Source organism: Promicromonospora sp. Populi (genome assembly GCF_041081105.1).
Lineage (GTDB): Bacteria > Actinomycetota > Actinomycetes > Actinomycetales > Cellulomonadaceae > Promicromonospora.
In genome coordinates this window covers 2,977,936-3,004,277 of sequence record NZ_CP163528.1, presented here as the reverse complement: position 1 = coordinate 3,004,277, position 26,342 = coordinate 2,977,936, and the positions used below count along the sequence as shown (strand labels likewise).

At 70.4% G+C, this 26,342-nt stretch carries 27 protein-coding genes and 1 pseudogene; 8 read left to right on the top strand and 20 right to left on the bottom strand.

The window, feature by feature from the left end; translation table 11 throughout:
* Positions 1–37: 37 nt before the first annotated feature.
* Both AB1046_RS13575 and AB1046_RS13570 read right to left on the bottom strand, forming a co-directional pair.
* Positions 38–1,687, bottom strand: coding sequence for an NAD-dependent epimerase/dehydratase family protein (locus AB1046_RS13575; protein WP_369369835.1), 1,650 nt, complete (start codon positions 1,685–1,687; stop codon positions 38–40).
* 48 nt (positions 1,688–1,735) lie between these two features.
* Positions 1,736–2,005, bottom strand: a complete 270-nt coding sequence (locus AB1046_RS13570) for a Rho termination factor N-terminal domain-containing protein (RefSeq protein ID WP_369375703.1) — start codon at positions 2,003–2,005, stop codon at positions 1,736–1,738.
* 206 nt (positions 2,006–2,211) lie between these two features.
* On the opposite strand from AB1046_RS13570, the gene AB1046_RS13565 reads away from it, so the two are divergent.
* From AB1046_RS13565 to AB1046_RS13555, 3 genes are all read left to right on the top strand, one after another.
* Positions 2,212–2,982, top strand: a complete 771-nt coding sequence (locus AB1046_RS13565) for a PAS and ANTAR domain-containing protein (protein WP_369369834.1) — start codon at positions 2,212–2,214, stop codon at positions 2,980–2,982.
* Between the two features lie 114 nt (positions 2,983–3,096).
* The gene (locus AB1046_RS13560; protein ID WP_369369833.1) at positions 3,097–3,795 is read left to right on the top strand and encodes a PAS and ANTAR domain-containing protein; all 699 of its coding nucleotides are present in this window, start codon (positions 3,097–3,099) and stop codon (positions 3,793–3,795) included.
* A gap of 185 nt (positions 3,796–3,980) precedes the next feature.
* A complete protein-coding gene (locus AB1046_RS13555; RefSeq protein WP_369369832.1) occupies positions 3,981–4,664 on the top strand; it encodes a DUF6766 family protein in 684 nt (227 codons plus the stop codon).
* Between the two features lie 54 nt (positions 4,665–4,718).
* On the opposite strand, the gene AB1046_RS13550 is transcribed toward AB1046_RS13555, so the two are convergent.
* The 3 genes from AB1046_RS13550 to AB1046_RS13540 form a co-directional block, all read right to left on the bottom strand.
* The gene (locus AB1046_RS13550) at positions 4,719–4,973 is read right to left on the bottom strand and encodes a zf-HC2 domain-containing protein (RefSeq protein WP_369369831.1); all 255 of its coding nucleotides are present in this window, start codon (positions 4,971–4,973) and stop codon (positions 4,719–4,721) included.
* A 105-nt stretch (positions 4,974–5,078) separates the two neighbouring features.
* Positions 5,079–5,681 carry a response regulator gene (locus AB1046_RS13545; RefSeq protein ID WP_369369830.1) on the bottom strand — a complete coding sequence of 201 codons (603 nt, stop codon included), beginning with the start codon at positions 5,679–5,681 and terminating at the stop codon, positions 5,079–5,081.
* A complete protein-coding gene (locus AB1046_RS13540; RefSeq protein WP_369369829.1) occupies positions 5,678–6,907 on the bottom strand; it encodes a sensor histidine kinase in 1,230 nt (409 codons plus the stop codon). Before AB1046_RS13540 ends, AB1046_RS13545 begins: the two co-directional genes overlap by 4 nt.
* A 155-nt stretch (positions 6,908–7,062) precedes the next feature.
* Between AB1046_RS13540 and AB1046_RS13535 the strand changes: the two genes are divergently transcribed.
* Both AB1046_RS13535 and AB1046_RS13530 read left to right on the top strand, forming a co-directional pair.
* Positions 7,063–7,614 (top strand): small multidrug efflux protein, encoded by a 552-nt coding sequence (locus AB1046_RS13535; protein WP_369369828.1) that lies wholly within the window; start codon positions 7,063–7,065, stop codon positions 7,612–7,614.
* Positions 7,615–7,714: 100 nt separating this feature from the next.
* Positions 7,715–9,637: a potassium transporter Kup gene (locus tag AB1046_RS13530; protein WP_369369827.1), complete on the top strand. Its 1,923-nt coding sequence runs from the start codon at positions 7,715–7,717 to the stop codon at positions 9,635–9,637.
* Here the strand turns inward: AB1046_RS13530 and AB1046_RS13525 are convergent.
* The 5 genes and pseudogenes from AB1046_RS13525 to AB1046_RS13505 all read right to left on the bottom strand — a co-directional run bounded on the left by AB1046_RS13525 (position 9,634) and on the right by AB1046_RS13505 (position 14,593).
* Entirely contained in the window at positions 9,634–10,494 is an 861-nt protein-coding gene (locus tag AB1046_RS13525) for a carotenoid biosynthesis protein (protein ID WP_369369826.1), read from the bottom strand. The two genes, AB1046_RS13530 and AB1046_RS13525, sit on opposite strands and share 4 nt — an antisense overlap.
* Positions 10,495–10,498: 4 nt before the next feature.
* Positions 10,499–11,206, bottom strand: a complete 708-nt coding sequence (locus AB1046_RS13520; RefSeq protein ID WP_369369825.1) for a TetR/AcrR family transcriptional regulator — start codon at positions 11,204–11,206, stop codon at positions 10,499–10,501.
* A 192-nt stretch (positions 11,207–11,398) separates the two neighbouring features.
* Positions 11,399–12,307, bottom strand: coding sequence for a carotenoid biosynthesis protein (locus AB1046_RS13515; protein ID WP_369369824.1), 909 nt, complete (start codon positions 12,305–12,307; stop codon positions 11,399–11,401).
* A gap of 3 nt (positions 12,308–12,310) precedes the next feature.
* Positions 12,311–13,810, bottom strand: a pseudogene (locus AB1046_RS13510) (FAD-dependent monooxygenase); the annotation flags it as partial.
* 39 nt (positions 13,811–13,849) lie between these two features.
* Positions 13,850–14,593 carry a TetR/AcrR family transcriptional regulator gene (locus tag AB1046_RS13505; RefSeq protein ID WP_369369823.1) on the bottom strand — a complete coding sequence of 248 codons (744 nt, stop codon included), beginning with the start codon at positions 14,591–14,593 and terminating at the stop codon, positions 13,850–13,852.
* A 78-nt stretch (positions 14,594–14,671) separates the two neighbouring features.
* Between AB1046_RS13505 and AB1046_RS13500 the strand changes: the two genes are divergently transcribed.
* The gene (locus AB1046_RS13500) at positions 14,672–15,757 is read left to right on the top strand and encodes a lipocalin-like domain-containing protein (protein WP_369369822.1); all 1,086 of its coding nucleotides are present in this window, start codon (positions 14,672–14,674) and stop codon (positions 15,755–15,757) included.
* 51 nt (positions 15,758–15,808) lie between these two features.
* Here the strand turns inward: AB1046_RS13500 and paaE are convergent, their stop codons facing one another.
* From paaE to paaA, 5 genes are all read right to left on the bottom strand, one after another.
* Entirely contained in the window at positions 15,809–16,921 is a 1,113-nt protein-coding gene (gene paaE / locus AB1046_RS13495; protein WP_369369821.1) for a 1,2-phenylacetyl-CoA epoxidase subunit PaaE, read from the bottom strand.
* Positions 16,921–17,406, bottom strand: coding sequence for a 1,2-phenylacetyl-CoA epoxidase subunit PaaD (gene paaD / locus AB1046_RS13490; RefSeq protein ID WP_369369820.1), 486 nt, complete (start codon positions 17,404–17,406; stop codon positions 16,921–16,923). The genes paaE and paaD overlap by 1 nt, the downstream gene beginning before the upstream one ends.
* A gap of 5 nt (positions 17,407–17,411) precedes the next feature.
* On the bottom strand, positions 17,412–18,176 hold the full coding sequence (paaC, locus tag AB1046_RS13485; protein WP_369375701.1) for a 1,2-phenylacetyl-CoA epoxidase subunit PaaC: 765 nt from the start codon (positions 18,174–18,176) through the stop codon (positions 17,412–17,414).
* A 110-nt stretch (positions 18,177–18,286) separates the two neighbouring features.
* Positions 18,287–18,595: a 1,2-phenylacetyl-CoA epoxidase subunit PaaB gene (paaB, locus tag AB1046_RS13480; protein WP_369369819.1), complete on the bottom strand. Its 309-nt coding sequence runs from the start codon at positions 18,593–18,595 to the stop codon at positions 18,287–18,289.
* Positions 18,592–19,575 (bottom strand): 1,2-phenylacetyl-CoA epoxidase subunit PaaA, encoded by a 984-nt coding sequence (paaA, locus tag AB1046_RS13475; protein WP_369369818.1) that lies wholly within the window; start codon positions 19,573–19,575, stop codon positions 18,592–18,594. Before paaA ends, paaB begins: the two co-directional genes overlap by 4 nt.
* A gap of 48 nt (positions 19,576–19,623) precedes the next feature.
* Between paaA and paaI the strand changes: the two genes are divergently transcribed.
* Positions 19,624–20,037, top strand: coding sequence for a hydroxyphenylacetyl-CoA thioesterase PaaI (gene paaI / locus AB1046_RS13470; protein WP_369369817.1), 414 nt, complete (start codon positions 19,624–19,626; stop codon positions 20,035–20,037).
* A 35-nt stretch (positions 20,038–20,072) separates the two neighbouring features.
* Positions 20,073–20,687: a TetR/AcrR family transcriptional regulator gene (locus AB1046_RS13465; RefSeq protein ID WP_369369816.1), complete on the top strand. Its 615-nt coding sequence runs from the start codon at positions 20,073–20,075 to the stop codon at positions 20,685–20,687.
* 35 nt (positions 20,688–20,722) lie between these two features.
* On the opposite strand, the gene paaZ is transcribed toward AB1046_RS13465, so the two are convergent.
* From paaZ to AB1046_RS13440, 5 genes are all read right to left on the bottom strand, one after another.
* A complete protein-coding gene (gene paaZ, locus AB1046_RS13460) occupies positions 20,723–22,792 on the bottom strand; it encodes a phenylacetic acid degradation bifunctional protein PaaZ (RefSeq protein WP_369369815.1) in 2,070 nt (689 codons plus the stop codon).
* 79 nt (positions 22,793–22,871) lie between these two features.
* A complete protein-coding gene (locus tag AB1046_RS13455; protein ID WP_369369814.1) occupies positions 22,872–23,726 on the bottom strand; it encodes a 3-hydroxyacyl-CoA dehydrogenase family protein in 855 nt (284 codons plus the stop codon).
* Complete coding sequence (locus tag AB1046_RS13450) at positions 23,723–24,463, bottom strand: enoyl-CoA hydratase/isomerase family protein (protein ID WP_369369813.1); 741 nt, start codon at positions 24,461–24,463, stop codon at positions 23,723–23,725. The genes AB1046_RS13455 and AB1046_RS13450 overlap by 4 nt, the downstream gene beginning before the upstream one ends.
* Positions 24,460–25,644, bottom strand: coding sequence for an acetyl-CoA C-acyltransferase (locus AB1046_RS13445; RefSeq protein ID WP_369369812.1), 1,185 nt, complete (start codon positions 25,642–25,644; stop codon positions 24,460–24,462). Before AB1046_RS13445 ends, AB1046_RS13450 begins: the two co-directional genes overlap by 4 nt.
* A 93-nt stretch (positions 25,645–25,737) precedes the next feature.
* Positions 25,738–26,328: a TetR/AcrR family transcriptional regulator gene (locus AB1046_RS13440; protein ID WP_369369811.1), complete on the bottom strand. Its 591-nt coding sequence runs from the start codon at positions 26,326–26,328 to the stop codon at positions 25,738–25,740.
* Between the last annotated feature and the right edge of the window lie 14 nt (positions 26,329–26,342).

Sequence of the window (26,342 nt, the reverse complement as noted above, 5' to 3'; positions counted from 1 at the left end):
GGACGCGTTCACTCGCATCCCGAAAACGACAACGCGGTCATAACCCCGGCTGGGTCTTACGCTGGCCCCCGGCCGGGACGTCAAGCACGTCGTCCCACCCGAGCGCACGGTCCGTCTCGAAGGCCCGATGACGCGCGTAGGCGTGGAACCGGTCCAGCATCTCGATCTGCTGGTGCGCCCGGCTGATGAGCTCGTCGAGCTGCGTCGGGTCCAGGCCGATCTCGGCGGCGTGGTCGCGCAGCGTCTGCCAGCCGCCGATCTTGCCCAGCACCGCCGACCGCATGAGCTCCGCCTCGAGGACCGCCGTCATCGGCGACCGCTGGGTGATCCGGCCGTTGAGCTTCAGCCGCCCGACCTTCTCGCCGACCCATGCCGCCACCTGCCGATGACGGCGCCGCGGCACCCCGAGCGCGTCCAGCAGGTCGCGGTAGAGCTCCCGCTCGCCGCGGAGCTGCTCGGTGCTCTCGGCCAGCTCGGCGTGGAAGGGCGTGTCCCGGTAGCTGCGGGTCATGAGCTCCATCCGCTCCAGGCCGGCGGTCGCGCCGGTGAAGTGGTCGGAGAGGTAGAGACCAAAGAGGTAGCTGTCCATCGAGGCCGGGATCCGCACCTTCCCGTGGTGCCGCAGCGGCAGCACGGACCTGCCCGCCGGCCGCGGCGACGCGGGTCGCAGGGGAGCGGACCCCAGGCCCTGCCCGACGGCGATGCCCGCGAGCAGCTCCTCGATCGCCTCGGCGGCCGTACGGCGCGGCGCCCACCCGAGCTCGGACCTGACCCGGGTGGTATCGAGCACGGGAGCGCCCATCGCCATGTCGAGCCAGCCGGGATCGGCACGGACCACACGGCTGTCGTAAGCGGCAGAGAGCGCGACACGGGCCGCGGCCGGCGGTACCTCGATCAGCCGGCCGTGGCCGACGATCCGGGCCAGGTCCGACCCGCGGAGCACGTCGTCCGCCGCGACGTTGAACGCCCCGACGGCCCGCTCCACGACGACGCGCCGGTAGGCGTCAGCGACGTCGTCGGCGTGCACCGCCTGCAGCCGCAGGCCCTCAGGCAGCGGCAGCGCGGGCAGCCGGCCGGTCCTGAGCAGCTGCGCCGGCACCAGCGGGCCGAGGAAGTACCGCACGACGGACTGCGCGGCGTCGGCCTGGAAGATCAGCGCCGGGCGGACCCGCGCCACCGCTACCTCGGGGTGTGCGGCCTCTAGCTCGTCGAGCACCCGCTCCTGCGCGGCCTTGTCCACGCTGTAGTGCGACGTCGGGATGCCCTCGCACGTCCAGTCCTCACGCCGGGGCACGTCGTCGACGACGGGGGAGTACGCACCCACCGACGAGGCGACGACCAGGTGCGGCACACCGGCGCGCACCACGGCCTCGGCCACCCGGCGGGTGCCCTCCACGTTGGCTCGGCGCAGCAGCTCGCGCTCGCGGTTCGGCTGGACGAGCCACGCCAGGTGGACTACGGCGTCGGCACCTTGGAACCGCTCCGCGAGCTGCGCGATGACTGCCTCGTCGGTGTTCTCCGCCGCGATGTCGACCGGCGCCCACTCGGCATGCCGGTAGGGCTCGGCGGATCGGTCCGGCAGCCGCCTGGCCATCCCGAGCACCGAGGTGACCTTTGGCTCCCCGTGCAGCGCGCGCAGGAGCGCGGTCCCGACGTTTCCCGTGGCCCCGACGATGACGATGCGCATGACGTCACGCTTGCACCGGTGCGGGGCACTCGCATCTGGCGTTCTCCCTCAGTGGGACCGCAGCGCCTCGATGAGTTCGCCCTTGCGCATCTTGGAGCGCCCGGGGATGCCGATCTCGGCCGCACGCTTGCGCAGCTTTTCGACTGACCAGTCGTCGTAATCCCCGGCCTTGCCGCCCTTGCGGCCCACGCTCTTGCGCGACGTGGCCGCTGCGGCATTCGCGATGCGTGCCGCCTTCTCCTTCGAGCTGCCCTCGTCACGCAGCTTCTCGTAGAGCTCCTTGTCCTTCACGCTCGGGCCAGGTTGACGCTTCGGCATGGCTTCGCTCCGTCCCCTCGGGGTTCGCTCGGGCTGACCGTTCACCTCCACCATGGCGCGATCCTGGACGGCTCGCATCCCGCGGAACTGCAGGTCGGGATGCCTCCCGACCGCCGCTCGACTGTCCGATTTCTCCGAACCGCCCTACACTCAAGGTCCGGGGTCATGAAGCGGCTCCAGGTCCAGGACGGATCTGGGAGGTCCACATGTCCCCCTACAACCAGACCAACCTTGCCCTCGTCGAGCAGTCCGCGGGTGACACCGCCTCGCAGCCGATGATCTCGGCGATCGAGCTGGCCGCAGCTCTCGGCCTCGGGACCAGTCTGCTGATCGGTCGCTACCGAGTCGGCCTCGCCTCGGGAGACTGGTGGTGGTCCGACGAGGTCTACACGATGCACGGCTGGAAGCGGCACGAGGTGGAGCCGAGCCTGGATGCGCTGCGCTCCCGCAAGCACCCCGACGACCGGGCCCGCGTGCTGCGAGCCGCCGGCGAGGCCCTCCGGACCGGCCGGCCGTTTGCCTGCGCGCACCGCATAGTGGACAAGGCCGGGCGCTCGCGTTCGGTCGTCGTCATCGGCCAGGGCCAACGAGGAGTGTCCGACGGGTCTCCGGAGGTGGCCGGCTACGTGGTGGACGTGACTCCGGCCCAGAAGGAGGCGATGAATCGCCGGTCGAAGGGGCTGGTGGACCGGGCGTTCGTGAGCCAGGCCGTAATCGAGCAGGCCAAGGGCGTCATTTCCGCGGTGCGCGGTGTGGACGAAGGCGCCGCCGAGCAGATCCTGCGCGACGTCGCGGGCACGGTCGGTGTGCCGCTGCGCTCGGTGGCCGACCAGGTGATGGCTGCGCTGCGGGCCGAGGAGCGGCCCGGCGTCACGAAGGCTGCGCTGAGCCGAGCGCTCGACGCCGTCCGGCCGATGGGCCGGCCGCGCGCACACGACGCGATGCTTACCCGGCGGCGGCGCACCGACCCGGTGTGAAACCGGGTCCGCCCGTCGCGGGCGCCGTGCACTGATCTAGCGCGAATGTCGGTAGTGTTCGCAGCGCTGGTTGGCCGAACTCGCCCTGGAAGGTGTTCCGTGAACTCTGCGCAGATGCCTGATGGGCCGCCGCTGGACCGAATGGTCGAGCAATTGCTCGAAGGGGGAGGTCGCCCGCCGGTCGGCCGGTACCGACTGGACCTCGCGACGGGCGAGTGGGCGTGGTCGGACGAGGTGTACGTGATGCACGGCTTCGAGCCCGGCGAGATCGTGCCCACGACTCCCCTCATGCTGTCCCACAAGCACCCCGACGACCGGGGGCGGGTCGACGGCGTGCTGCGGCATGCGGCCGCGACCGGACAGACGTTCAGCTCGGTGCACCGCATTCTCGACGCCAAGGGCAACATCCGGACGCTCGCCGTCACCGGGCAGGGTCGGCGCGATCCTGGCACGGGCCGGGTCACCGAGCTGTTCGGCTACTTCATCGACGTCACGGAATCGCACCGGGAGGCGGCAGCCCGGGAGGCGACGGCCTCCATCCGTGCGTCGGCCGAGCGGAGTGCGGTGATCGAGCAGGCCAAGGGCGTGCTCATGGTGGTGCACGGCGTCGAGGAGAAGGCTGCGTTCGACCTGCTGCGCCAGGCCTCGAACGCGGCGAACATCGCGGTTCGCGACATCGCGTACTCGCTGGTGCACCTGTTCGCGGGGCCGGACGTCACGACGTTCCCGACGCCTGAGGCGATCGATGCGTTCCTGGCCGAACCGGTCCCGCCCAGCGACGTCCGAGGCGACGCTGTCGAGGGGGCCGGCTAGATCTCCCTGCCGCCCCGGTCACTGACAATGTTTAAGGTCGAGGTCCGGAAGCTGCGCGGAAGGAGCTGGGATGAGTACTGGTCCGGTGCCCGGTGGGCGAGCGATGTTCTGGACCCTGGTCCTGATCATCGCCGCCGGTCTCGCCGTCATGATCGTCCTGCCGCTGGCGGGGCGGTGACGGGATGATGAGCGCGCGCACCTTCCTTCGCGACAACGGACTCAGCCTCGCGTTCCTCGGGCTCTTCCTCCTGACCCTGGTCGGGCAGTCGATCGCCGGCCACGCGTACGAGACCGAGCAGCTCGCACAGCACGGTGCGGCACCGGTCGGTTATCTCGACTACATCAGCTCGTCCAGCTTCCTCGTCGACGTCGCCGAGAACTGGCAGTCGGAGTTCCTGCAGTTCTTCATGTTCATCTTCGCGACGATCTGGCTGGTCCAGCGCGGTTCTCCGGAGTCGAAGAAACCGGGGGACGAGGGCGTCGGCTCGGATGCGGAGCAGCTCGTCGGGGAGTTCGCGCGCCCCGACTCCCCGTCGTGGGCACGTGTCCGGGGCGTCCGGCTCTGGCTCTACTCCAACTCTCTCCTGCTCGTCATGGGCGGGATTTTTCTGCTGTCGTGGCTGGCTCAGTCGCTCGCCGGGCACGTCGTCGCCAACGAGGAGGCCGCCCTCCACGGCGCTCCCGCCCAGGCCTGGGCCCAGTACGTGGTCTCACCGGAGTTCTGGAACCGCACACTGCAGAACTGGCAGTCCGAGTTCCTGGCTGTCGGCGCGATGGTGACGTTCGCGATCTTCCTGCGCCAGCGGGGGTCGAGCGAGTCCAAGCCGGTGGGTACGCCGCACCACACGACCAGCGTCGAGGCTGACTGACGCGGCCTGCCGGCCGCCGCACTTCATTGTTCGACGCCGGTGGTTCGACGCCGGCTATTCGGCGACGCCGACGACGCCGGCCACGGCGCGCCGCGTCCAGGAGACCTGGCGGATGTCGATGAAGGCGCGGATGCACCCGGGGCAGCTGTCCAGGTGGACCTCGAGGAGGTGCTGGCGGCGATCGTGGAGGCGCCTGTCGAGATAGGCGTGCATCGCGGCGCGGGTGGAGCGGCACTCCGGCTTGCTGACGTCGAGGACGCTCAGCTCGGCGTCCAAGTCGTCTAATCGCACGTCACTGGTGATCGACACGAACCTGCCCCCTGTGCAAACACTGTCCGGTCTTGACCGGCTGTGCACCAGTTTCGCTGTGAATGAGGATTCATCGAAATTTGGGTGTGATACGCCCATCTTCCGTCAGATCCAGCCGCGCTCCTCCGCGAGGAGCACGGCCTGCTGACGGGTGTCTACCGCGAGCTTGCCCAGCACCGTGGAGACGTGGTTGCGCACCGTGCCCGGGGCGAGGGACAGGGTGCGCGCGATCTGCTGGTTCGTCTCGCCGCGTCGGCCGGCGCGCAGCACGTCGAGCTCACGGTCGGTCAGCGGTGAGCGTTCGTCGCTCAGCGCGTCGGCGGCGACCTCCGGATCGATGTAGCGCCGGCCCGCGGCCACGCGACGGATGACTGCCGCTACCTCGTCGGCGCCGCGGGACTTGGGCAGGAACCCGGCGGCCCCCGAGACCAGCGCTCGCCGCAGGACACCCGGTCGGGCATGGCGCGTGACGATCACACACCGGGTGGCGATCGTGCGGTTCAGCCGTGCGGTGACCTCGACACCGTCAAGCTGCGGCATCTCGAGGTCCAGCAGGCAGACGTCCGGCTTCAGCCGCTCGGCCTCGGCCACCGCCTCCGCGCCGTCGGCGCACTCCGCCACCACCTCGATATCCGGCTCCAGGCGCAGCAGCGCGGCCAGCGCCGACCGGATCATCCCCTCGTCATCGGCGAGCAGCACCCGGATCATCCGGCGTCCTCCCCTGTGGCTCCTGCGGCCGGAACCGTGACGACCACGGTGAACGTCTCGCCCCCGCGCCGCACCTCGAGGTTCCCGCCTGCCTCTTCCGCCCGTCGCGCTAGCCCCTCCAGGCCCGCGCCGCCGGCGCTCGCGCCCGCGTCGTCGGCGCCGTCGTCGGCGACATCGTTGGAGATCTCGTAGCGCCACGACCCGCCCGAGTGCGTGAGGGACAGGCGTGCCCACGCGCCGCCGCCGTGGCGCAGCACGTTCGTCGTCGTCTCTCGGATGACCGGGCCGAGGGCCGACGCCGGCGCCCGCGACGCGTCCGGATCCACCGTCGCCTCGGCCTTCGTGCCGCCGGCGCGGAGCAGGTCCACCGCGTTGGCGAGCTCGTCGCGCAGCGGTACGGAGCGGAAGCGGGTGGCCAGGTCGCGGGTGCCCTGCCGCGCGTCGTCCACGCTGGCCCGCGCCGCGCGCAGCTGTTCCATGCCGGCCTCCGGATCCTGGGGCATGACGCGTTCGGCGAGCTCCAGCTGGAGGGCGATGACCTGGAGGTGGTGCCCCTGCAGGTCGTGCACGTCCGTCGCGACCCGCAGCCGCTCCTGGGTCGCCGCGAGCCTGGCCTCCGAGGCGCGCGCCCGGTCGAGCGTGACGAGCACGTCCCACCACCACAGCGAGCTGACGGTGACGACCGGAAGGGCAGCGGCGAGGAAGAGGAGCTGATACCAGCTCGCGCTGCTCTCGCCGAGAGTGAGCCGGAGGTCGACCACCGACAGCGCGACGAGCAGCGCGGTCGCGGCCAGCACCACCCGGAGGCGCACGCCCGGCGGCCAGTTCAGCAGCATGACCAGCTGGACCGCGGGCAGCACGCCCAGCACCCAGGCCCCGGTGGTGATCCCGGCCGTGAGCCCATAGACCACGCCGATCAGCAGCGGCGCGAGGTGGCGCCGCCAGACCACCAGCGGCGTCGTGTCCGTCCGGTGCCGGTAGTCGAACAGCGGGACCAGCGTCGCCGCGAACCACAGCAGCCCGCCGACGCCGACGGCGGCGACGGTGAGGCCGCCGGAGCCGGACTCGCCGAGGGTGTTCACCAGGAGCAGGAGGATCGCCAGCTCGAAGAACACGACCGCCGAAGCCACGTACCACCAGGTCGCGCTGATGCTCCGGGTGAGCAGCAGCGTGCTGCGCGCCTGCGCCGCCGCGGACACGGTGGCTGGACCGGGCTGGCTGCTCATCCGCCCAGGCTACGGGCATGACACATGTCATGGATGGGGTGTGCGAAGCACCCGGAAGGCAGTGACATCCCGGCACTTCTGCGTCGCGCGCCCAGCCGGTGGACTGGAGTCAGACAGCGGGACCACTCCGAGACCCGCACAGACAGGAGCACACCATGACACTCGTCGACAACTTCCAGGACTTCGTTGCCCAGGTGCCCGAGCTTGTCCAGCCGCTCATCGTCGCGGCTGCGGGCGCGGTCCCCTTCATCGAGGGTGAGGGAGGCGTGCTGATCGGCATTGTCGGCGGCGTACCCCCGGTCGTCGCCGCCATTGCCGCCATTGCCGGCAACTTCCTCTGCGTGGCCGTGCTCGTGCTGCTCAGCTCCGGTGCGCGCAACGCCGTCGTGACCCGGCACCGCGCGAAGGTATACGCCCGGGACGGCGTCGGCAGCGGGTCTGCCGTGGAGGCGGCCCCGGTCGAGGCCCCCGCCGAGACCCGGGGCTCCGCGCGCCGGGCGAAGTTCCAGCACGCGTACGAGCGTTACGGCGTGCCGGGCGTGAGCCTGCTCGGCCCCCTGCTGCTGCCCACGCACTTCACGGCCACGATGCTCGCTGCCTCCGGCATCGGCAAGGCCCGCATCCTGTTCTGGCAGCTGATCGCGATCGTCGGCTGGACGACGATCACGGCGGTCATCGTCGGCGGCGTCTTCAACGCCGTCGGCTGACGTGGACGGGTAGTCCGGCCGGGATCGGTGCCCGACGACGCGGCGTTAAGAAACCGTTAAGGTCCACGGAGTCGCACGGCCTCCGCCATAAAGTGCCCCGGTGACCAACCCCGTATCCCGGCCGGCGGATGTCCTGCGCCTCGCCGTCGTCGTCGGCGCCCTCGGTGTTGTGTTCGGCGACATCGGCACCAGCCCGATCTACACCATCCAGACGGTCTTCAACCCGGCAGACCCGCACCCGGTGCCTGCCACCACCGAGAACGTCTACGGCGTCGTCTCGCTGATCTTCTGGTCGGTGATGCTCATCGTCACCGTCACCTACGTGCTCCTCGCGATGCGCGTGGACAACGACGGCGAGGGCGGGATCATGGCCCTGATCACCCTGCTGCGCCGGTGGGCCGCCAAGGGCAAGACGCGGGTGACCATGACGCTGGCGGGCCTCGGGCTGTTCGGCGCCGCGCTGTTCCTCGGCGACAGCATGATCACGCCGGCCATCTCGGTGCTCTCCGCGGTGGAGGGCCTACGGATCATCGACCCCTCGTTCGAGGGCTGGATCGTCCCGGTCACCGCGGTGATCATCGTCATCCTGTTCGCCGCGCAGAAGTTCGGGACGGCGGCGGTCGGGCGCCTGTTCGGGCCGGTCATGATCACGTGGTTCGTCGCGATCGCCGCCCTCGGCGTGTGGGGCATCACGAGCGAGCCCGGGATCCTGCGGGCGCTCTCGCCCACGTACGCGCTCGGGTTCCTGGCCGGGCACTTCGACCTGGCCTTCTTCGCGCTGGCCGCGATCGTGCTGTCGGTCACCGGCGCGGAGGCCCTGTACGCCGACATGGGGCACTTCGGCCGCAGGCCCATCTCCGTCGGGTGGATCTTCCTCGTGTTCCCGGCCTGCACGCTGAGCTACCTGGGCCAGGGCGCGCTGATCCTCCAGGACCAGTCGAACATCTCGGCGCCGTTCTTCCTGCTGACGCCGGACTGGGCACTGATCCCGATGGTCGTGCTCGCCACCGCCGCGACCGTGATCGCATCGCAGGCCGTCATCACCGGCGCGTTCTCCGTGACGGCCCAGGCCGCGCAGCTCGGCTACCTGCCCCGGCTGCGGATCCTGCACACGTCGCGCTCCTCGCACGGCCAGATCTACGTCCCGTGGATCAACTGGCTGCTGATGGTCTCGGTGCTCACCCTCGTCTTCGCGTTCCGCAACTCGGCCTCCCTTGCCTACGCCTTCGGCATGGCGGTCACAGGCACCATCACGATCGCGACGATCCTGTTCTTCTACGTCGCGTGGCGCACCTGGCGCACGCCCAAGTGGTTCTTGGCGACCTTGGCCGTGGTGCTGCTGGCGGTCGACGGCCTGTTCCTCGCCGCCAACCTGACCAAGATCGTGCACGGTGCCTGGCTCCCGCTGGTCATCGCGGTCACCGCCTTCACGGTCATGTCGACGTGGCAGCGCGGACGCCAGGTGGTCACGGCTCGGCGAGAGGCCATGGAGGGCTCGCTGCGCGAGTTCGTGGACGGCCTCACGGACCGGCCCGCGCCCGTGCAGGTGGTCGGCGGTACGGCCATCTTCCTGAACCGCGGGAGCGAGACCGCGCCGCTGGCGCTGCGCTCCAACGTCGAGCACAACCATGTGCGCCACGAGCACGTGGCGGTGGTGGCCGTGGAGATCGCCGTCGTCCCGCGCATCGCCGACGACGAACGCGTGACCGTCGAGCACCTCGGAGAGGGCGAGGACGGCATCACCCACCTGACCGTGCGGTTCGGGTACGGCGAGCGGCCGGACGTCCCCGCGGCCCTCGCGCAGCTCGGGCCCGACGACACCGAGGGGGACCTCGACCTCGAGAACGCCACGTACTTCCTGTCCCGGATCGAGCTGCGGCTCGGCGACGAACCAGAGACGAGGATGCCGACCTGGCGCAGGCGCCTGTTCATCGCGACATCGTTCATCACCGCGGACGCCGCCGAGCACTTCAACCTGCCGCGCGACCGGACCGTGCTGCTCGGGTCCCACGTCGACGTCTAGACACGGGCCCGCTGTGCGATGCGGAGCAGGGCGAGCAGGGTGAAGAGGACCATGCCGTAGACGGCGACCAGGGCTGAGGTCTCGTAGATGTCGGCCGTGTTCCAGACGGCGCCGGTGGCATCGGTGACAGTGGTGTGCTCGTTGGTGAAGTACCCGACGAAGAATGCGAGCGACGTGAGCCCGTAGAGCCCAATGGCCTGCAGGTCGCCCGTCCGGTCGCCGGCCGGGTCACCCGCGAGGCCCGACCCGGCGACGGGCTCCGGACCGCGGCTGCGCAGGTAGAGGGCAAAGACCTGCACGAACAGGTAGACGGTCAAGGTCCAGCCCAGGAAGTTGACCAGGGGCACGCCGAAGTAGCCGCCGCCGTCCTCCCAGATCCAGCGCTGCTGGATCGTCGCGGCGGTCGGATCGACCGCGAGGTCCCAGGCGGTCATCGTGAAGGCCGCGATGACCGGGGTGCCGATGGTGGTCAGCCACGGTGAGCCGCGGTGGACGTCGCCCAGCAGCCTGGTGGCCACGATCCAGGCGAGGTAGCCGGTGGCGAGGTAGAAGGGCCCGATGAACCAGGGGACCTCGAAGATCTTGCCGCCGCCGGTGTAGTGGTAGTTGCCGAACGGGAACCCCGTGCCGATGCTGAGGTTCTCCATGATGTTGCTGATGATCAGGCCCGCCACGACGAAGACGGCGATGCCGTTCCAGCCGTAACGACGGGCCCCGTGCAGGAGCACAAAGGCGATCTGCGCCACTGTGAACGGGACCCTGAGGTCAGGATCGAAGGCCGATGCGATCAGGCCGAGGGCGCTGACGGCGGTGATCACCCACAGGGTGGTCCGCCAGGGTCGGGTGTTGAGGGACATTTTGCTACTCCGGTTTCTCCTCGGGGACGTCGGGGGACGCGGTCGCGATCCCGGCGATATAGATGCCCGCCACGGTTTCGGCATGGGCGCGGATGTCGGCGGCGCTGGGCGGCGACGGGGCGCCGAGCAGCGCGGCCTCGACGGGGTTGGCGAAGATCGCGCCGCCGCCGACGACCACCAGGAAGTGCAGCGTCGCGTAGGGAACGGGACGGATACGCCCGGCCGCGACCAGCCGGGCGAGCAGGTGCTCGACGCCGGGACGCAGCGGGTTGATGAATCGCTCCATCACAAAACGCACGCGCGGGCTGTCGATCGAGCCCTCGCGGCTCATGATCCGCACCACCTGGGGGTGCGCCGCGGAGAGGACCACCTGCAGCACGAGCGCCTGCCGGAGTGCTTCGAGGTCGTCCAGCCCGGGCTTGAGGTCGATGCTCCGCCAGGTCCGCTCAGCCTGGCCCAGAGCGTGCTCCATGGCGGCGAACCAGAGGCCCTCCTTCGACCCGTAGCGGCCGGTCAGCAGGGCGTGGCTGATGCCGAGGCGGCGGCTCAGCTCGCGGACCGACGTCCCGTCGTAGCCCTTCTCGGCGAACGTGTCGAGGGCGCCCTGCAGCAGTCGGTCCGAGTCGGGTTCGGCCCCGGCTCGGGGCCGGCCAGGTCCGCGCGTCGTCGTCGGACGAGCTACCTGAGCACGGCGATCGTCTGGATCTGTCATGTGAGCCGCGCGGTGGGTGGGCAATTATTGGACACTTGGCTAGTTAATCACGACTCCTTCACATCCGGGAGATGGGATCCATATCTGTCACCGGAAGGAGGGGCGCTGCGGAAGAGGTGGGCAAGCCTGCGGCCCTGACTCGGCGTACGTGGTACGCCGAGTCAGGGCCGCAGTCCTCGTTCGGAGATGCGCCTATGACGCGGACACGGTCGTCCGTTCGTCGGATGTCGCGGACGGCGCCGGGGTGAGGTGCTGCTGCGCGATTCGCAGCAGCGCCACCAGGGCAAAGAAGAACATGCCGTAGACGGTGACCAGGGCCGAGGTCTCGTAGATGTCGGCGGTGTTCCAGACGGCGCCGGTGGCATCGGTGACCGTGGTGTGCTCTTCGATGAAGTAGGCGACGACAAAGCCCACGCCCGTCAGCCCGTAGAGCACCACGCCCTGCAGGTCACTGGCCAGGTCACGGGTCCGGCTACCGGCGAGGTCCGGCCCGGCCGCGGGCTGCGGCCCGCGGCTGCGCACGTAGAGCGCGAAGACCTGCATGAACAGGTAGACGGTGAAGGTCCAGCCCAGGAAGTTTCCGAGGGGTACGCCGAAGTAGCCGCCGCCGTCCTCCCAGATCCAGTTGTGGCCGATCGTCGCGAGGGTCGGGTCCATGGAGAGGTCCCAGAGGGTCATCGTGAAGGCCGCGATGACGGGGGTGCCGATCGTGGTCAGCCACGACGAGCCGCGGCGGACGTCGCCCAGCAGCACGGTGGCCACGACCCAGGCGAGGTAGCCGGTCGCGAGATAGGCCGGCCCGATGAACCACGGCACCTCGAAGATCTTGCCGTCGCCGGTGTAGTAGTAGTTGCCGAACGGGAACCCGGTGGCGATGGAGAGATTCTCCAGGATGTTGCTGATGAGCAGGCCCGCGACGACGAAGGCGGCGATGCCGCTCCAGCCGTAGCGCCGGGCGCCGTGCAGGAGCAGGAAGACGATCTGCACCAGGATGAACGGGATCGTGAGCTGGTGCGCGAAGCTCGAGACGACCAGGCCAAGAGCGACGACGACGGTGATCACCCACAGGGTGGTCCGCCAGGGGCGGGTGTTGAGGGACATGGCCTACTCCGGTTTCTGGTCGGCCAGTTGCCTGACCCGACCGTCGGGTGCGAGTTCTCTGGTCACTGCTTTGAAACCAGCTGCCCAGTCGGCGGTGATGACGCCGGCGAGATAACCGTCGGGTCGGACGAGGATCAGGGTGTCGCCGGTGATGCCGTAGATGCTCGACAGCTGACCGGTGAGGTCGATGAGATCGGCGGGGCGATGGTCGTCCCCGCCGTGCTCGGTGCGGATCGCGTAGTGGTGTAGCGCGGCTCCGCCGCTGGGCCAGGTCAGGTCCGGCAGCGACGCGATGGCTTCGGCACCGAACGCCAGCAGGGTGAAGTGCGGTCCCTGGCAGACGTCGAACAGCCGCTTGACCCCGGTCCCCGCGCACGGCGCGTCCGGTGCACGGTCGCCGACCCGCAGCGTCCTGGTCGCCGCGGCATCCGAGGGCGCGAGCGGGCCGCCGTGATACGAGAGCCCGATCTGCCGTTCCTCGTCGCCGCGCTTGAGGCTGGCCAGCCTGTTCTGGTCCATCCCGGAGTACAGCTCGGTGGACCGCCCGAGGACCCGCGCGGCGATCGGCCGTCGTTCGGCGTCGTACGTGTCGAGCAGGCTGTCCGGTGCGCCGGCGAGGACCTGGCCGAGCTTCCAGCCGAGGTTGTAGGCGTCCTGCACGCCCGTGTTGAGACCCTGTCCGCCCGCCGGGGTGTGCACGTGTGCGGCGTCGCCCGCCACGAAGACCCGCCCGGCCCGGTAGCGCTCGACGATGCGGATGTTTGGCCGGAACACCGACGTCCAGGTGATGCCGTGCAGCCGCAGGCCGGTCTGCGCGCGGAACCGGGCGGCCAGCGCGGCCTCGCCGAGGTCCGGCGTCTCGTCCGGTCGTAGCCGGAACATGAGCTGGAACTGGTCGGAGTGCGGCAGCGGGCACGCTCCGACGAACCTGCCCCCCGCGCGGGGCCACACGTGCCAGTACTTGCGGGACAGCCCGTCGATCTCGGCGTCGACGATGAGCATCCGGTCGGACTCGTCGGTCTTCCCGGCGAACCGGAGGCCGGCGGCCTTGCGGACGACGCTCGCACCGCCGTCGGCCCCGACCAGGTACCGGCTGCGCACCCGTTCACCCGATGAGAGCGTGGCCGTCACGCCGTCGTCGTCCTGTTCGAACCCGTCCAACGCGACGCCACCCTCGACCCGGCCGCCGAGGCGGCCGATCAGGCGGTGCAGGACGGCGTCGGTGCGGACCTGCGGCAGCAGCAGGATGTTCGGGTACGGCACGTCCGGGGTGGCCCGGCGGCTGCGCTGCATCCGCCACGGCACCGTGATCGGGCCGAGGTGGATCCCCATGGGCGGGTACGTGCCGCCCTCCGCCAGCGCGTCGTCCAGGACGCCGAGGTCCTCGAAGACCTCCTGGGTACGCGGCTGTACTCCCTTGGCGCGGGACCCTTCGAACGCGCGCGGCGCCTTGTCGATCACGCGGACACGAAGACCGCGCCGCAGCAGGTCGGCCGCCAGCGCGGAACCGACGGGCCGCCCCCGACAACGAGTACGTCGATCTCAGCTCTCCCGGTCATCATCGCTGACCCCCTCTGGTGATTTCATTGTTGCTGCCTTTGTGTCAGACGGTGCGATGGTGATCCCGGCGATGCAGATGTCCGCCACGGCGTGGGCGTGCGCGCGGACGTCGGCGGCGCTGGGCGGCGACGGGGCGCCGAGCATTGCCGCCTCGACGGGGTTGGCGAAGATCGCGCCGCCACCCACGACGCCCAGATAGTGCAGCGTTGCGTACGGGACGGGGCGGATGCGTCCGGCCGCGATGAGCCGGGCGAGCAGGTGCTCGACGCCGGGGCGCAGCGGGTTGATGAATCGCTCGACCACAAAACGGATACGCGGGCTGTCGATCCCGCCCTCGCGGCTCATGATCCGTGTCACCTGAGGGTGCGCCGCCGAGATGATCACCTGTTGCACGAGCGCCTGGCGCAGCGCTTCGAGATCGTCGAGCGCGGGCGAGACGTCGATGTCCCGCCAGGTCTGCGCGGACTGGGCCAGGGCATGTTCCATCGCGGCGAACCACAGTCCCTCCTTGGAGCCGAAGCGCGCGGTCAGCAGGGCGTGGCTGACGCCGAGGCTGCGGCTCAGGCCGCGGACGGACGTCCCGTCATAGCCCTGCTCGGCGAACGCGTCCAGGGCGCCCTGCAGCAGCCGGTCCAGGTCGGGTTCCTGCCCGGCCCTGGGCCGCCCTCGTCCGCGCCTCGTCGTCTTCGGGGTCACCCCGTCACTCCGGTTGTCTGGATCTGTCATGTGGGCCATGCTGGCGGTAGGCTAATAATAGACACATGGATATTTAACCACGAAGTACTACACCATGGAGGCACGAACATGTCTGTCACCAGCACCGTTGTCCCGGCCCGTCTCGGCAGCACGCCCGAGGACTACGCCCGGCTCGGCATCGCGCACCGCCACATCGAGCCCAGGGAGGATGGGATGCGCACCGACGGCAGCCCTGGCACCTTCGAGTGGTGGTACTTCGACGCCCACCTGGCCGACGGCGCCAAGCTCGTCGTGGTCTTCTTCAGCAAGCAGTTCACCGACCTCAAGAAGCCGCTCACCCCGGTGGTCCGCATCGACCTGACCCTTCCCGACGGCACCACGATCGAGAAGTTCGTCGAGTTCGACGCCGATGCCTTCTACGCGTCCACCGAGACCTGCGACGTCCGCATCGGCGACAACGTGTTCTCAGGCGACCTGCACCGCTACACCATCCGCGCCAAGCTGGACGACGTCGAGGTCGACATCACCCTGACCGGGCAGGTGCCGGCCTGGCGCCCCGAGACCGGGTACTGGTTCTTCGGGGACGACGCGGAGTTCGCCTGGCTGCCGTCGGTGCCGCAGGGCGCCGTCGAGGTGACCTACAGCTCGGGCGGCCAGACGGTCACCACCACCGGCGTCGGCTACCACGACCACAACTGGGGCAACGCCTCGATGCTCGACCTCATCCACCACTGGTACTGGGCGCGCGGTGCGGCCGGCCCGTACTCGGTGATCGCCTCCTACATCACCGCGCAGAAGGACTTCGGATACGAGACGCTGCCGGTGTTCATGCTGGCCCGCGAGGGGGAGCTCATCGGCGACGACGGTGACAAGGTCACCTTCGAGGAGCTGGGCCGGTACACCGACCAGAGCACCGGCAAGCCCGTGGGCAACGTGACCCGCTACACCTACACCGACGGCGACGAGCGCTACGTCGTCACCTTCACGCGGCACCAGGACCTCACGGCGGTCAAGTTCATCGACGACCTCAAGGGGCCCAAGAAGGCGGCTGCCAGGCTCGTCGGGTTCGACGGCGCCTACCTAAGGTTCACCGGCGAGCTGCGCGTGGAGCGGTACCAGGACGGGGAGCTGGCCGAGAGCTACACCGACGACGCACTGTGGGAGCTCATGTACTTCGGCAAGGCGCGCCCCTGAGCTGCGCAGGGGGTCTACCGCCCGCCCGGGCGGGCGGTAGACCGACGAGGATCAGGTGTCGTAGTCGACGGTAACTTCGGTGCTTGTCGGGTGCGACTGGCAGGTCAGCACGTAACCCGCATCGAGCTCCTCGGGCTCCAGGGCGTAGTTCTCCGTCATCCGTACCGAACCCGTCGTGACCTTGGCCCGGCAGGTGCCGCACACCCCGCCCGCGCACGCGAACGGGACGTCGGGCCGCACCCGGAGCGCGGCGTTGAGGATCGACTCGACGCCGGGTTCGGGCATGACGACGTTCGAGGTCCGGCCGTCCAGCGTGAACGCGATGGTCGCGGCGTTGGCGTTCACGGTCCGCTCGACCGGCCTGGCCGCGGAGCCGGCGGGCAGGTCCGGGCGCCCGGTCGTGAACAGCTCGAAGTGCACCGTACGCGGGTCCACACCGGCGACGTCGAGCCGCTTGCGGCAGGTCTCCACGAGGTCGAACGGGCCGCAGAGGAACCACTCGTCCACCGTCTCCGGCGGCACGAGGTCGGTCAGGATGCCCTCCAGCTTGTCATCGTCGAGCCGGCCCGAGAGCAGCTTCGAGGTCCGTTCCTCGCGCGAGAGCACGTGGTGCAGCGCGAACCGGTGCCGATACTTGTCCTTCAGGTCGGCGAGCTCCTCGAGGAACATCACGTCGAGCGACGTGCGGTTCGAGTACACAAGGCTGAACGTCGCGCGGCTCGTGCCGCCGAGGATCGTCCGCACGAGCGCCATCACCGGGGTGATGCCCGAGCCGGCGGCGATCGTGGCGAAGTGCTTGCCCTCAGCCGTGGCGAGGTCCGTCGTGAAGGTGCCCTGCGGGCTCATCACGTCGAGCTGCATCCCCGGCTCGAGGTGCTCGTTCGCCCAGGTCGAGAACACCCCGCCCACGTCCCGCTTGATCGCGACACGCAGCTCGCCGGGCAGCGGAGCCTGGCAGATCGAGTAGCTGCGCCGCAGCTCCGAGCCGGGCGTGGCGCGGTCGGTCCGCAGGGCCACGTACTGGCCCGGCGCGTAGTCGTAGTCGTCCCGCAGGTCCTCGGGCACGGCGAGGGTGACCTCGATGCTGTCGGCCGTCAGGCGCCGCACGGCGCTCACCGTGAGCGTGTGGAAGCGTGCCCTCTTGCGGGCCGTCGTCGTCGTCATCACAGGACCTTGAAGTAGTCGAAGGGTTCGGCGCACGTGCGGCACTCGTAGAGCGCCTTGCACGAGGTGGAGCCGAACCGGGAGATCTCGCGGGTGTCTGCGGACCCGCACCGCGGGCAGCGTGCCGCGAGCGTAAGCCGGACCGGTCCGGCGGCGCGCTTGCCCGTCGGCGGTGCGATGCCGTACTCCGTCAGCTTGCGCTTGCCGTCCTCGGTCATCCAGTCGGTGGTCCACGCGGGGGCGAGCACCATTCGAACGACGACGTCGTCGTAGCCCTCCTGCCGCAGCTCGCGGACGACGTCGTCCCGGATCGCGTCCATGGCCGGGCAGCCCGAGTACGTCGGCGTGATGGTCACCTCGACCCGGTCGCCGCGCTGGGCGACGTCGCGCAGGATGCCGAGGTCCTCGATGGTGAGCACGGGGATCTCCGGGTCGACGACGGTGGCGGCGACCTCTCGGGCACTCCTGCGCGGGGCCTCGGTCATCGCGGTCACCAGGTGGCCCCGGGGTGCTCGCGGGCGAGCACCTGCATCTCGGCGAGCAGGAGCGCGAGGTGCTCGGTGTGCCAGCCCCGCCGCCCGCCGCCGCGCGCGACGTCGTCCGGCGGGAACTCCACGCCGGTCTCCGCGGTGAGCCCGGCCATTACCTCGTCGAACGCGGGCCGCAGCTCTGACGGGCGCACGGCGATGCCGTCGAGCCGGTCGATGAGCGGTTCGTCGCGGAACAGCTCGCCGACGTACGGCCACACGTGCTCCAGTGCGGCCTCCAGCCGGCTGCGCGACTCCGTAGTGCCGAGCGCGAGGCGCCTGAACCACTCGACCGTGTGCTCCTGGTGGTACTCGACCTCCTTGACGGCCTTGGCCGCGATGGCGGCCAGGGTCTCGTCGCCGGACGCCTGGAGCCGCGTGTAGAGCTCGAGCATGTAGACGGCGGCGGCCAGCTGACGCACGAGCGTGTGGGCGTAGTCGCCGTTGGGCTGCTCCACCAGCTGGTTCGAGCGGAACTCGCGCTCGCCCCGCCAGTACGCGAGGTCGTCCTCGGTGCGGCCGGTCGCCGTGCCCGCGTAGGACAGGAGCGACCGGGAGTGCCCGAGCAGGTCGAGCGCGATGTTGGCCAGCGCGACGTCCTCCTCGAGCTCCGGCGCGCGCGAGACCCACCACCCCAGCTGCTGGGCGAGGATCAGGGCATCGTCTCCGAGCCACAGGGCGTACTCCGCGATGTCGTCGGTCGCGACGGCACCCTCGCGCATGACTATCTCGTCCGCGAGGCTCGTCTGGTCGACGGAGACGTCACCGTGCGGGTCGTCCTCGCCGATGCCGAGCGTGACCCCGTGGCCGTCCCCGCCGATCGCGTCGGCCGGTCCGCTCACAGGTGCTTCACTCCCTCGGACTTCTTGTAGTAGACGGCGTGCCGGTAGTTCTTTCCGGCGGGCGACTCGAAGTACATCCCCTTGGCGTCCGGGTCGGACGTCGTGATGAACTCGGCCGGCACCACCCAGATGGACACACCCTCGTTGCGGCGGGTGTACAGGTCGCGCGCGTTCTTGATCGCCATCGTGGCGTCAGGTGCGTGCAGCGAACCGGCATGGACGTGGGAGAGGCCGCGCTTCGAGCGGACGAACACCTCCCACAGCGGCCAGGTCTCGCGGTCGTCGGCGGCGCCGGGCGCGCTCATGCGACCTCCTCCTGCTGCGTCGTCTGACGGCGCGCGTAGGCCGCGGCGGCCTCGCGCACCCAGGCGCCGTCCTCGTGCGCCTGCCGGCGGTGGGTCAGGCGCTGGGTGTTGCAGGGGCCGCGGCCGGCCACCACCGCGTGGAACTCTGCCCAGTCGAGCTCGCCGTAGTCGTAGTGCCCGCGCTCCTCGTTCCACCGCAGGTCCGCGTCGGGCAGCGTCACGCCCAGGAACTCGGCCTGGGGCACGAGCATGTCGACGAAGCGCTGGCGCAGGTCGTCGTTGCTGGACCGCTTGATGTTCCACGCCATCGACTGCTGGGAGTTGGGGCTGTCGGCGTCCGGCGGGCCGAACATCATCAGGCTCGGCGCGTACCAGCGGTCCACCGCGTCCTGCGCCATCGCGCGCTGTGCCTCGGTGCCGTTCATGAGCTCCAGGAGGATCTCGAAGCCCTGGCGCTGGTGGAACGACTCCTCCTTGCAGATCCGCACCATCGCGCGGCCGTACGGGCCGTACGACGCGCGGCACAGCGGCACCTGGTTGCAGATCGCGGCGCCGTCGACGAGCCAGCCGACCGCACCCATGTCGGCCCAGGTGAGCGTGGGGTAGTTGAAGATCGACGAGTACTTCGCCTTGCCGTCGACCAACGCCTGGAACATGTCGTCGCGGGGGGTACCGAGCGTCTGCGCCGCGGAGTAGAGGTAGAGGCCGTGCCCCGCCTCGTCCTGGACCTTGGCCATCAGGATCGCCTTGCGCTTCAGGCTGGGGGCGCGCGAGATCCAGTTCGCCTCGGGCTGCATCCCGATGATCTCGGAGTGCGCGTGCTGCGAGATCTGCCGCACCAGGGTCTTGCGGTACGGTGCGGGCATCCAGTCCCGCGGCTCGATCCGGGAGTCGGCAGCGATCAGCTCGTCGAAGCGTCCGCGACCCGCGACGTCCTCGGGGGAACTCTCGACAAGGCTCGGCTCAACGGTGGTGGGCATCAGCGTCCTCCTTGTGTGACTTACCGATCGTTCGGTTAGTATATCTGAATGGAAGACAGCCCGATACCCCTGCGTCCGATGCTGAAGTCGGACCACGCCTCGGCCGCCCTGGGGATGCGCGTACTCGCTGATGAACCCGGACGAGCCGTAGTGGAGATGGTCGTCCGCGAGGACATGCTCAACGGCTTCGGCATCACCCACGGCGGACTCGTCTTCGCGCTCGCCGACACGGCCTTCGCGATCGCCTGCAACGAGGACGAGAAGGTGACCGTTGCCGCCGGCGCCGACGTGACCTTCCTCCGCTCGACCGGTCCAGGCGACCGGCTGACTGCCACCGCCGTGCGCCGGGTCCGCAGCGGGAAGACCGGCCTGTACGACATCCAGGTCCTGGACGGCGAGGGAGCCGTGGTGGCGGAGGTCCGCGGGCGGAGCTTCTCGACCAGCCGGCCGTCACCGCTTTGACGGGTCAGGGCGCCGGCCGTGCGAGACTGAGGCCGATGCCAGAAAAGACCGAGACCCGGCGCGGTCGACCGGGCTACGACCAGCAGGCAATCCTTGAGGTCGCGGTCGCGGTCTTCAACGAGCACGGCTACGAGGCGACGTCGATGGGGATGCTCGCCGAACGCCTGGGGCTGTCCAAGGCCGCGATCTACCACCACATCTCCTCCAAGGAACAGCTGCTCGCCCTGGCGCTCGACCACGCGCTCGACAGCCTGGAAAGCGTCCTCGACGACTCCCGGGACCAGGGCGACGCCGTCGCGCGGCTCTCGTTCCTGCTCAGGGGCGCGGTCCACGTGCTGGTGCGCGAGCTGCCGTCGGTGACCCTCCTGCTGCGGCTGAGGGGAAACTCCGAGGTCGAGCGCGCCGCTCTGGCCCGGCGTCGTACGTTCGACAAGGCGGTGACCCAGATGGTCGTCGAGGCGCAGCGCGACGGGTCGATCCGGAGCGACATCGCCCCAGGTGTGGCCGAACGCCTGCTGTTTGGCATGGTGAACTCCATCGCCGAGTGGTACAGCCCCGAGGGGGCGGAGGCCGCCGACCGGCTCGCCACCGACCTGCTCACCGTCGCGTTCGACGGCCTCCGGGCCGCCCCCGAGACGCCCTCTACCTGAGGTAGCCGCTTTAGACGGCTACCTCAGGCTCAGGCTCAGGCTGCCGCGAGCTCCTTAGCGACCAGCGTGAGCACGTCGTAGGTTGCGGTGACCTCGTCGTCCTGGTTCTTGAGCACCGCGTCCCAGCGCACCTCGCCGTACTCGTCGGTCTCGCGCGGCGTGATCTGCTTGGCGGTGAGCTCGACGCGGATCTTGTCGCCCGGCGAGACCGGGGTCAGGAACCGGAGGTTCTCGAGCCCGGAGTTCGCCAGGACGGGTCCGGGGGCGGGGTCCACGAAGAGGCCGGCGGCCCACGAGACCAACAGGTAGCCGTGCGCCACCCGGCCTGGGAAGAACGGGTTGGCCGCGGCGGCCGCCTCGTCCATGTGGGCGTAGAACGTGTCCCCGGTGAACCGCGCGAACGTCTCGATGTCGTCGAGCGTCACCTCTCGACTGCCGGAGACGACCTGGTCGCCGATCCGCAGCTCCGCAAGGCTCTTGCGAAACGGATGTACGTCGTCCGCCACGGTGCGCGCGCCCGTGTGCCAGATGCCGGTGAGCGCGGTGAGCATGTCCGGCGAGCCCTGCACCGCGGTGCGCTGCATGTGGTGCAGCACCGCCCGGATCCCGCCCAGCTCCTCGCCGCCGCCGGCGCGCCCCGGGCCGCCGTGGACCAGGCCCGGCAGGGGCGAGCCGTGCCCCGTCGAGCTGCGCGCGTCGTCGCGGTCCAGCACGAGGATCCGGCCGTTGTAGGCAGCGGCCCGCTGGATCAGCTCGACGGCGAACCCCGGGTCGTGCGTCGCGACGCTCGTGACGAGCGAACCGCCGCCGCGCGCCACCAGGTCGCCGGCCTCCTCGACCGTGTCGTACGTGATGAGGGAGGAGACGGGGCCGAACGCCTCGATGTTGTGGACCGCGTCGGGCGCGTCCGCCGGGAACCGCAGCAGCACGGGCGCGACATAGGCGCCTTCGGCGGCGACTCCGCGGGATCCGTCGGCGCGCAGCACCTCGGGGGCGTCCGTCGACCCGTACACGATCTTGCCGCCGGCCGCCTCCAGGCGGGCGACCTGGCGCAGCACCTCGTCGCGCTGGTCGAGCGAGGCCAGCGGCCCCATCGTGACGCCGTCCGCGCGCGGGTCGCCCAGCACTGTCTTGTCCGCGATGCGCGCCGCGACGGCGGCAACGACGTCGTCGGCGAGCGTGGTCGGCACTACCGCGCGCCGGATCGCCGTGCACTTCTGCCCGGCCTTGGTAGTCATCTCGGTGACGAGCTGACGCACGAAGGCCTGGAACTCCGGAGTGTCGGCGGTGGCGTCCGGGCCTAGCACGGAGGCGTTGATCGAGTCGGTCTCGCTCGTGAACCGGACCCCGCCGGTCTGTACCGCTGCGTGCGACCGCAGCCGGTCAGCGGTCGACGCCGATCCCGTGAAGCCCACGAGGTCCCCGAGCCGCAGGTGGTCCATGAGTCCCGGGACGCTCCCGGAGACGAGCGAGAGCGACCCGGCGGGCAGGAGGCCCGTCTCGACGAGGATGCGCACGGCCGCCTCGGCGAGGTATCCGGTCGGGGTCGCGGGCTTGACCACCGTCGGCATACCGGCGAGGAAGGCAGGAGCGAACTTCTCCAGCCAGCCCCACACCGGGAAGTTGAAGGCATTGATCTCCACCGCGACACCGGGCAGGCGGGTGAAGACGTGCCGGCCCAGGAAGCTGCCGTCCTTGGACAGGATCTCCACCGGCCCGTCCACGTACACGGACGAGTTGGGCAGCTCCCGGCGTCCCTTCGAGCCGTAGCTGAACAGCACGCCGATGCCGCCGTCGATATCGATCCACGAGTCGGTCTTGGTGGCGCCCGTCCGTGCGGACAGGGTGTACAGCTCCTCCTTGCGCTCGGTGAGCGCCAGGGCGAGCTGCTTGAGGAGGAGGGCGCGCTGGTGGAAAGTCAGCGCCCCGAGCGATCGCTGCCCGGTGGTCCGGGCGTGGTCCAGCGCGCCGGCGAGGTCGATCCCCGCCGTGCTCACGTGGGCCACCGGCTCGCCGGTCGACGCATCGCGGACCTCGGTCGCACCGGACTCGTCCGCCGGCGTCCACCACTCGTCGCGGACAAAGCTTGGCAGGATGGTCGTCATCGGGCTGCTCCTTCGAAGTTGATCTGGCGGACGATCTGTCGTTCGGCGTTCATTGGCTCAGCATTCAGAGGACCGGCGCTCACTGCTCGGGCCAGTCGAAGAAGCCCGAGCCGGTCTTCCGGCCGAGCCGCCCCTCGGCCACCATCCGGCGCAGCAGCGCGGGTGGGGCGAACCGGTCGCCCAGGGTCTCGTGGAGATGCTCGGCGATGCCGAGCCGCACATCGAGGCCGACGACGTCGGTGGTGCGCAGCGGGCCGGTCGCGTGCCGGTAGCCCAGCACCATCGCGGCGTCGATGTCCTCAGCGGTCGCCACGCCCTCCTCCAGCATGCGGATCGCCTCCAGCGCGATAGCGACGCCGAGCCGCGACGACGCGAACCCGGGGGAGTCGCTGACCGTCACCGCGGTCTTGCCGAGCGCCCGCACCCAGCCCTGTGCCTGCCCGACCACCGCGTCCGCGGTGAGCTTTCCGGTCACTACCTCGACGAGCGCCGAGGCCGGCACGGGGTTGAAGAAGTGCAGGCCGATGAAGTCCGCGGGCCGGGCGAGGCCGGCCGCGAGCTCGTCGATCGACAGCGACGACGTGTTGCTCGCGAGGACCGCACCGGCGGAGAGAACGTCCTCGACGGCCGAGAGGGCCGCGCGCTTCAGCTCCGGCACCTCGGGCACGGCCTCGACAACCAGATTGCGGTCGGCGAAGTCCCGGCGGTCGGCGGAGACGGTGAGGGCGGCGATCAGCTCGTCGCGCGCGATCGCCGTCGTCCCCTTGGTGACGCTGCGGTCGATGGCGGTACGGATCCCAGCCTCGGCACGCGCGAGCGCGTCCGGCTGGTCGACAACGACGACGTCGGCGCCGGCCAGCAGGAAGGCGTGGGCGATCCCGCCACCCATGCGGCCGCCGCCCAGCACACCGACGCGTTCGGGGACTGCGGTCATGTTGGCTTCTTCTTCCGTGTCAGGAACTCAGTCATCCGCCGCCGCTTCTCGGGCGACTCGAACAGCAGGGCCTGCGTCTGCTCGTCGATCGCTGGGTGTGCGGACCGCGGCGCCGCGAGCACGGCCTTGGTCAACCGTGTGGCCAGCGGGTCGTTGCGCGCGATCCGGTCCGCGATCTCGTGCGCGGCCTTGAGCAGCTCGGTCGACGGCACGACCCGGGAGACGAGTCCCGCCGCCAGCGCCTCGCCGGCGTCGAGGGTCCGTCCGGTGAACAGCAGCTCGCGGGCCAGGGCGTCGCCGACGATCTCGGGCAGCCGCCAGGTCGCCCCGGCCGCCGCGATGATGCCGAGGCCGGTCTCGGGGTTGCCGATCCGCAGGCCCTCGCCGGCGATCCGGATGTCGGCGGCGTAGGCGAGCTCGGCGCCGCCGCCGAGCGCCCAGCCGTCGATCGCCGCGATGACGGGCATCGGGAGCCGGGCGATCCGGTCGAAGATCCGGGAGTTGATCCCGGCGAGGGCGTCCGCAGCAGTGCGTTCGCGCAGCTCGGCGATGTCGGCCCCCGACGCGAAGACCTCGGGGGAGCCGGCGAGCACGAGGATCCGCGGCTCGGCCTCAAGCTCCGCGCAGACGGCGTGCAGCTCGTCGACCATCGCACGCGATATGGCGTTGCGGGTCGACGGGTGGTCGAGCGTCACCTCGAGACGATCGGGGCGCCGGTCGACGCTCAGCTCGCTCATACGCGCTCCACGATCATGGCCTGGCCCTGCCCGACGCCGATGCACATGGTCGCCAGGCCGTACCGGGCCTTCTCGCGTTCCAGGCGGCCCAGCAGCGTGACGAGCAGGCGGGAGCCACTGGAGCCCAGCGGGTGCCCGAGCGCGATCGCCCCGCCGTCGGCGTTGACGATGGCCGGGTCCAGCTCCAGGCGGCGGATGCACGCGAGGGACTGAGTGGCGAAGGCCTCGTTCAGCTCGACCGCACCGAGATCCCCGATGCTCAGCCCGGCCTTGTCGAGGGCCTTGCGGGTAGCGGGGACGGGGCCGAGGCCCATGATCTCGGGAGCCAGGCCCACCGCCGCCGAGGAGACGATGCGTGCGCGCGGCGTGAGCCCGTAGCGCTCGACGGCGGCGCCGCTCGCGACGACGATCGCCGAGGAGCCATCGTTGAGCGAGCTGGAGTTTCCGGCCGTGACCACCGAACCGCCCTTGACGACGGGCCGCAGCCTGGCGAGCGCCTCGGGGCTGCTGTCCGGGCGCGGACCTTCGTCGATGGTCACGTCACCGCGGGCGGTGGGCACGGGGATGATCTCGTCCTCGAAGCGCCCCGCCTTGATCGCCGCGAGGGCGAGCTCGTGCGAGCGGAGGGCGAAGGTGTCGGCGTCCTCGCGGCTGATCCCGTCGACACGCGCGACCTCCTCGGCGGTCTCCGGCATCGAGAAGGTGGCCTTGTCGCGCGCGGCCAGGCGGGGGTTGGTGAACCGCCAGCCGATAGAGGTGTCGTGGGCCGCGCCCGGTCCCTTCCAGGCCTTCTCGGGCTTCGCCTGGACCCAGGGTGCGCGGGTCATGGACTCCACCCCGCCGGCGACGACGAGGTCTGCGTCGCCGGCGCGGATCGCGAGCGACGCCTGTGCGATCGCGCTCATCCCGGACGCGCACAGCCGGTTGACCGTGATGCCGGGGATCTCGTCGGGCAGGCCGGCGAGCAGCACGCTCATCCGGGCCACGTTGCGGTTGTCCTCGCCGGCCTGGTTGGCGGCCCCGAGGATCACCTCGTCGATGGCGCCTGGATCGATCCCGGCGCGGCGCACCGCTTCGCCCACGACCAGTGCGGCGAGATCGTCCGGCCGGACGCCGGCCAAGGCACCCGCATATCGCCCTACCGGCGTACGGACGCCGCCGATCAGAAACGCATCGCCCATGATGCCTCGCTCTCCTATTACTGACCAAACGTTCGGTCAGCATATCGGGCGGGGCGGCGGAGTCGCAATCGGCCCGACGGCGGCGGCCCCGGCTCAGGTCACGCGCAGCCCGTCCAGGATGATCTGGATCGCCTTCTCGTGGTTGTGGTCGTTGCCCAGGCCGGCGATCGACTGCAGCGCGATGCTGAGCTCGAGGATCACGGACCCGCTCACGTCCGGCCGGAGCGTGCCCTCTTCCTGGGCGCGCTCGATGAGGCTGTTGATGGCGGCCTCCATCTGAGCACCCCACCGCCCCATCGCTGCCCGCAGGCGGTCCGGTTCGCTCCCGCGCGCCCAGCCGAGCGTTCCGCTCACGCTGCCGATCACGAGCTCCCGGAACCCGCGGTCCGTCGCGTACTCCGCGACGGACTGCCGGAACTCGGTGGCGAACGCCTCCCAGGCGTCGTCGGCGTCGAGCTCCGAGGACACGCGGTCGATGATCACCTCGAAGCGTCGGGCGGCGAGCTCCTGGATAAGGTCGTCCTTGTTGCCGAACCGCCGGTAGATGCTGCCGACGCCGACCCCGGCGTGCCGGGCGACGTCGCCGAGGCTAGCGTCGAGACCGTCCGTCGCGAAGACCTCGCGCGCGGCACTCAGGATGCGCTCGGTCGCGTCGTCCGCCTCTACTGGGTTCTCGTCTGACACCCCTCGATACTAGC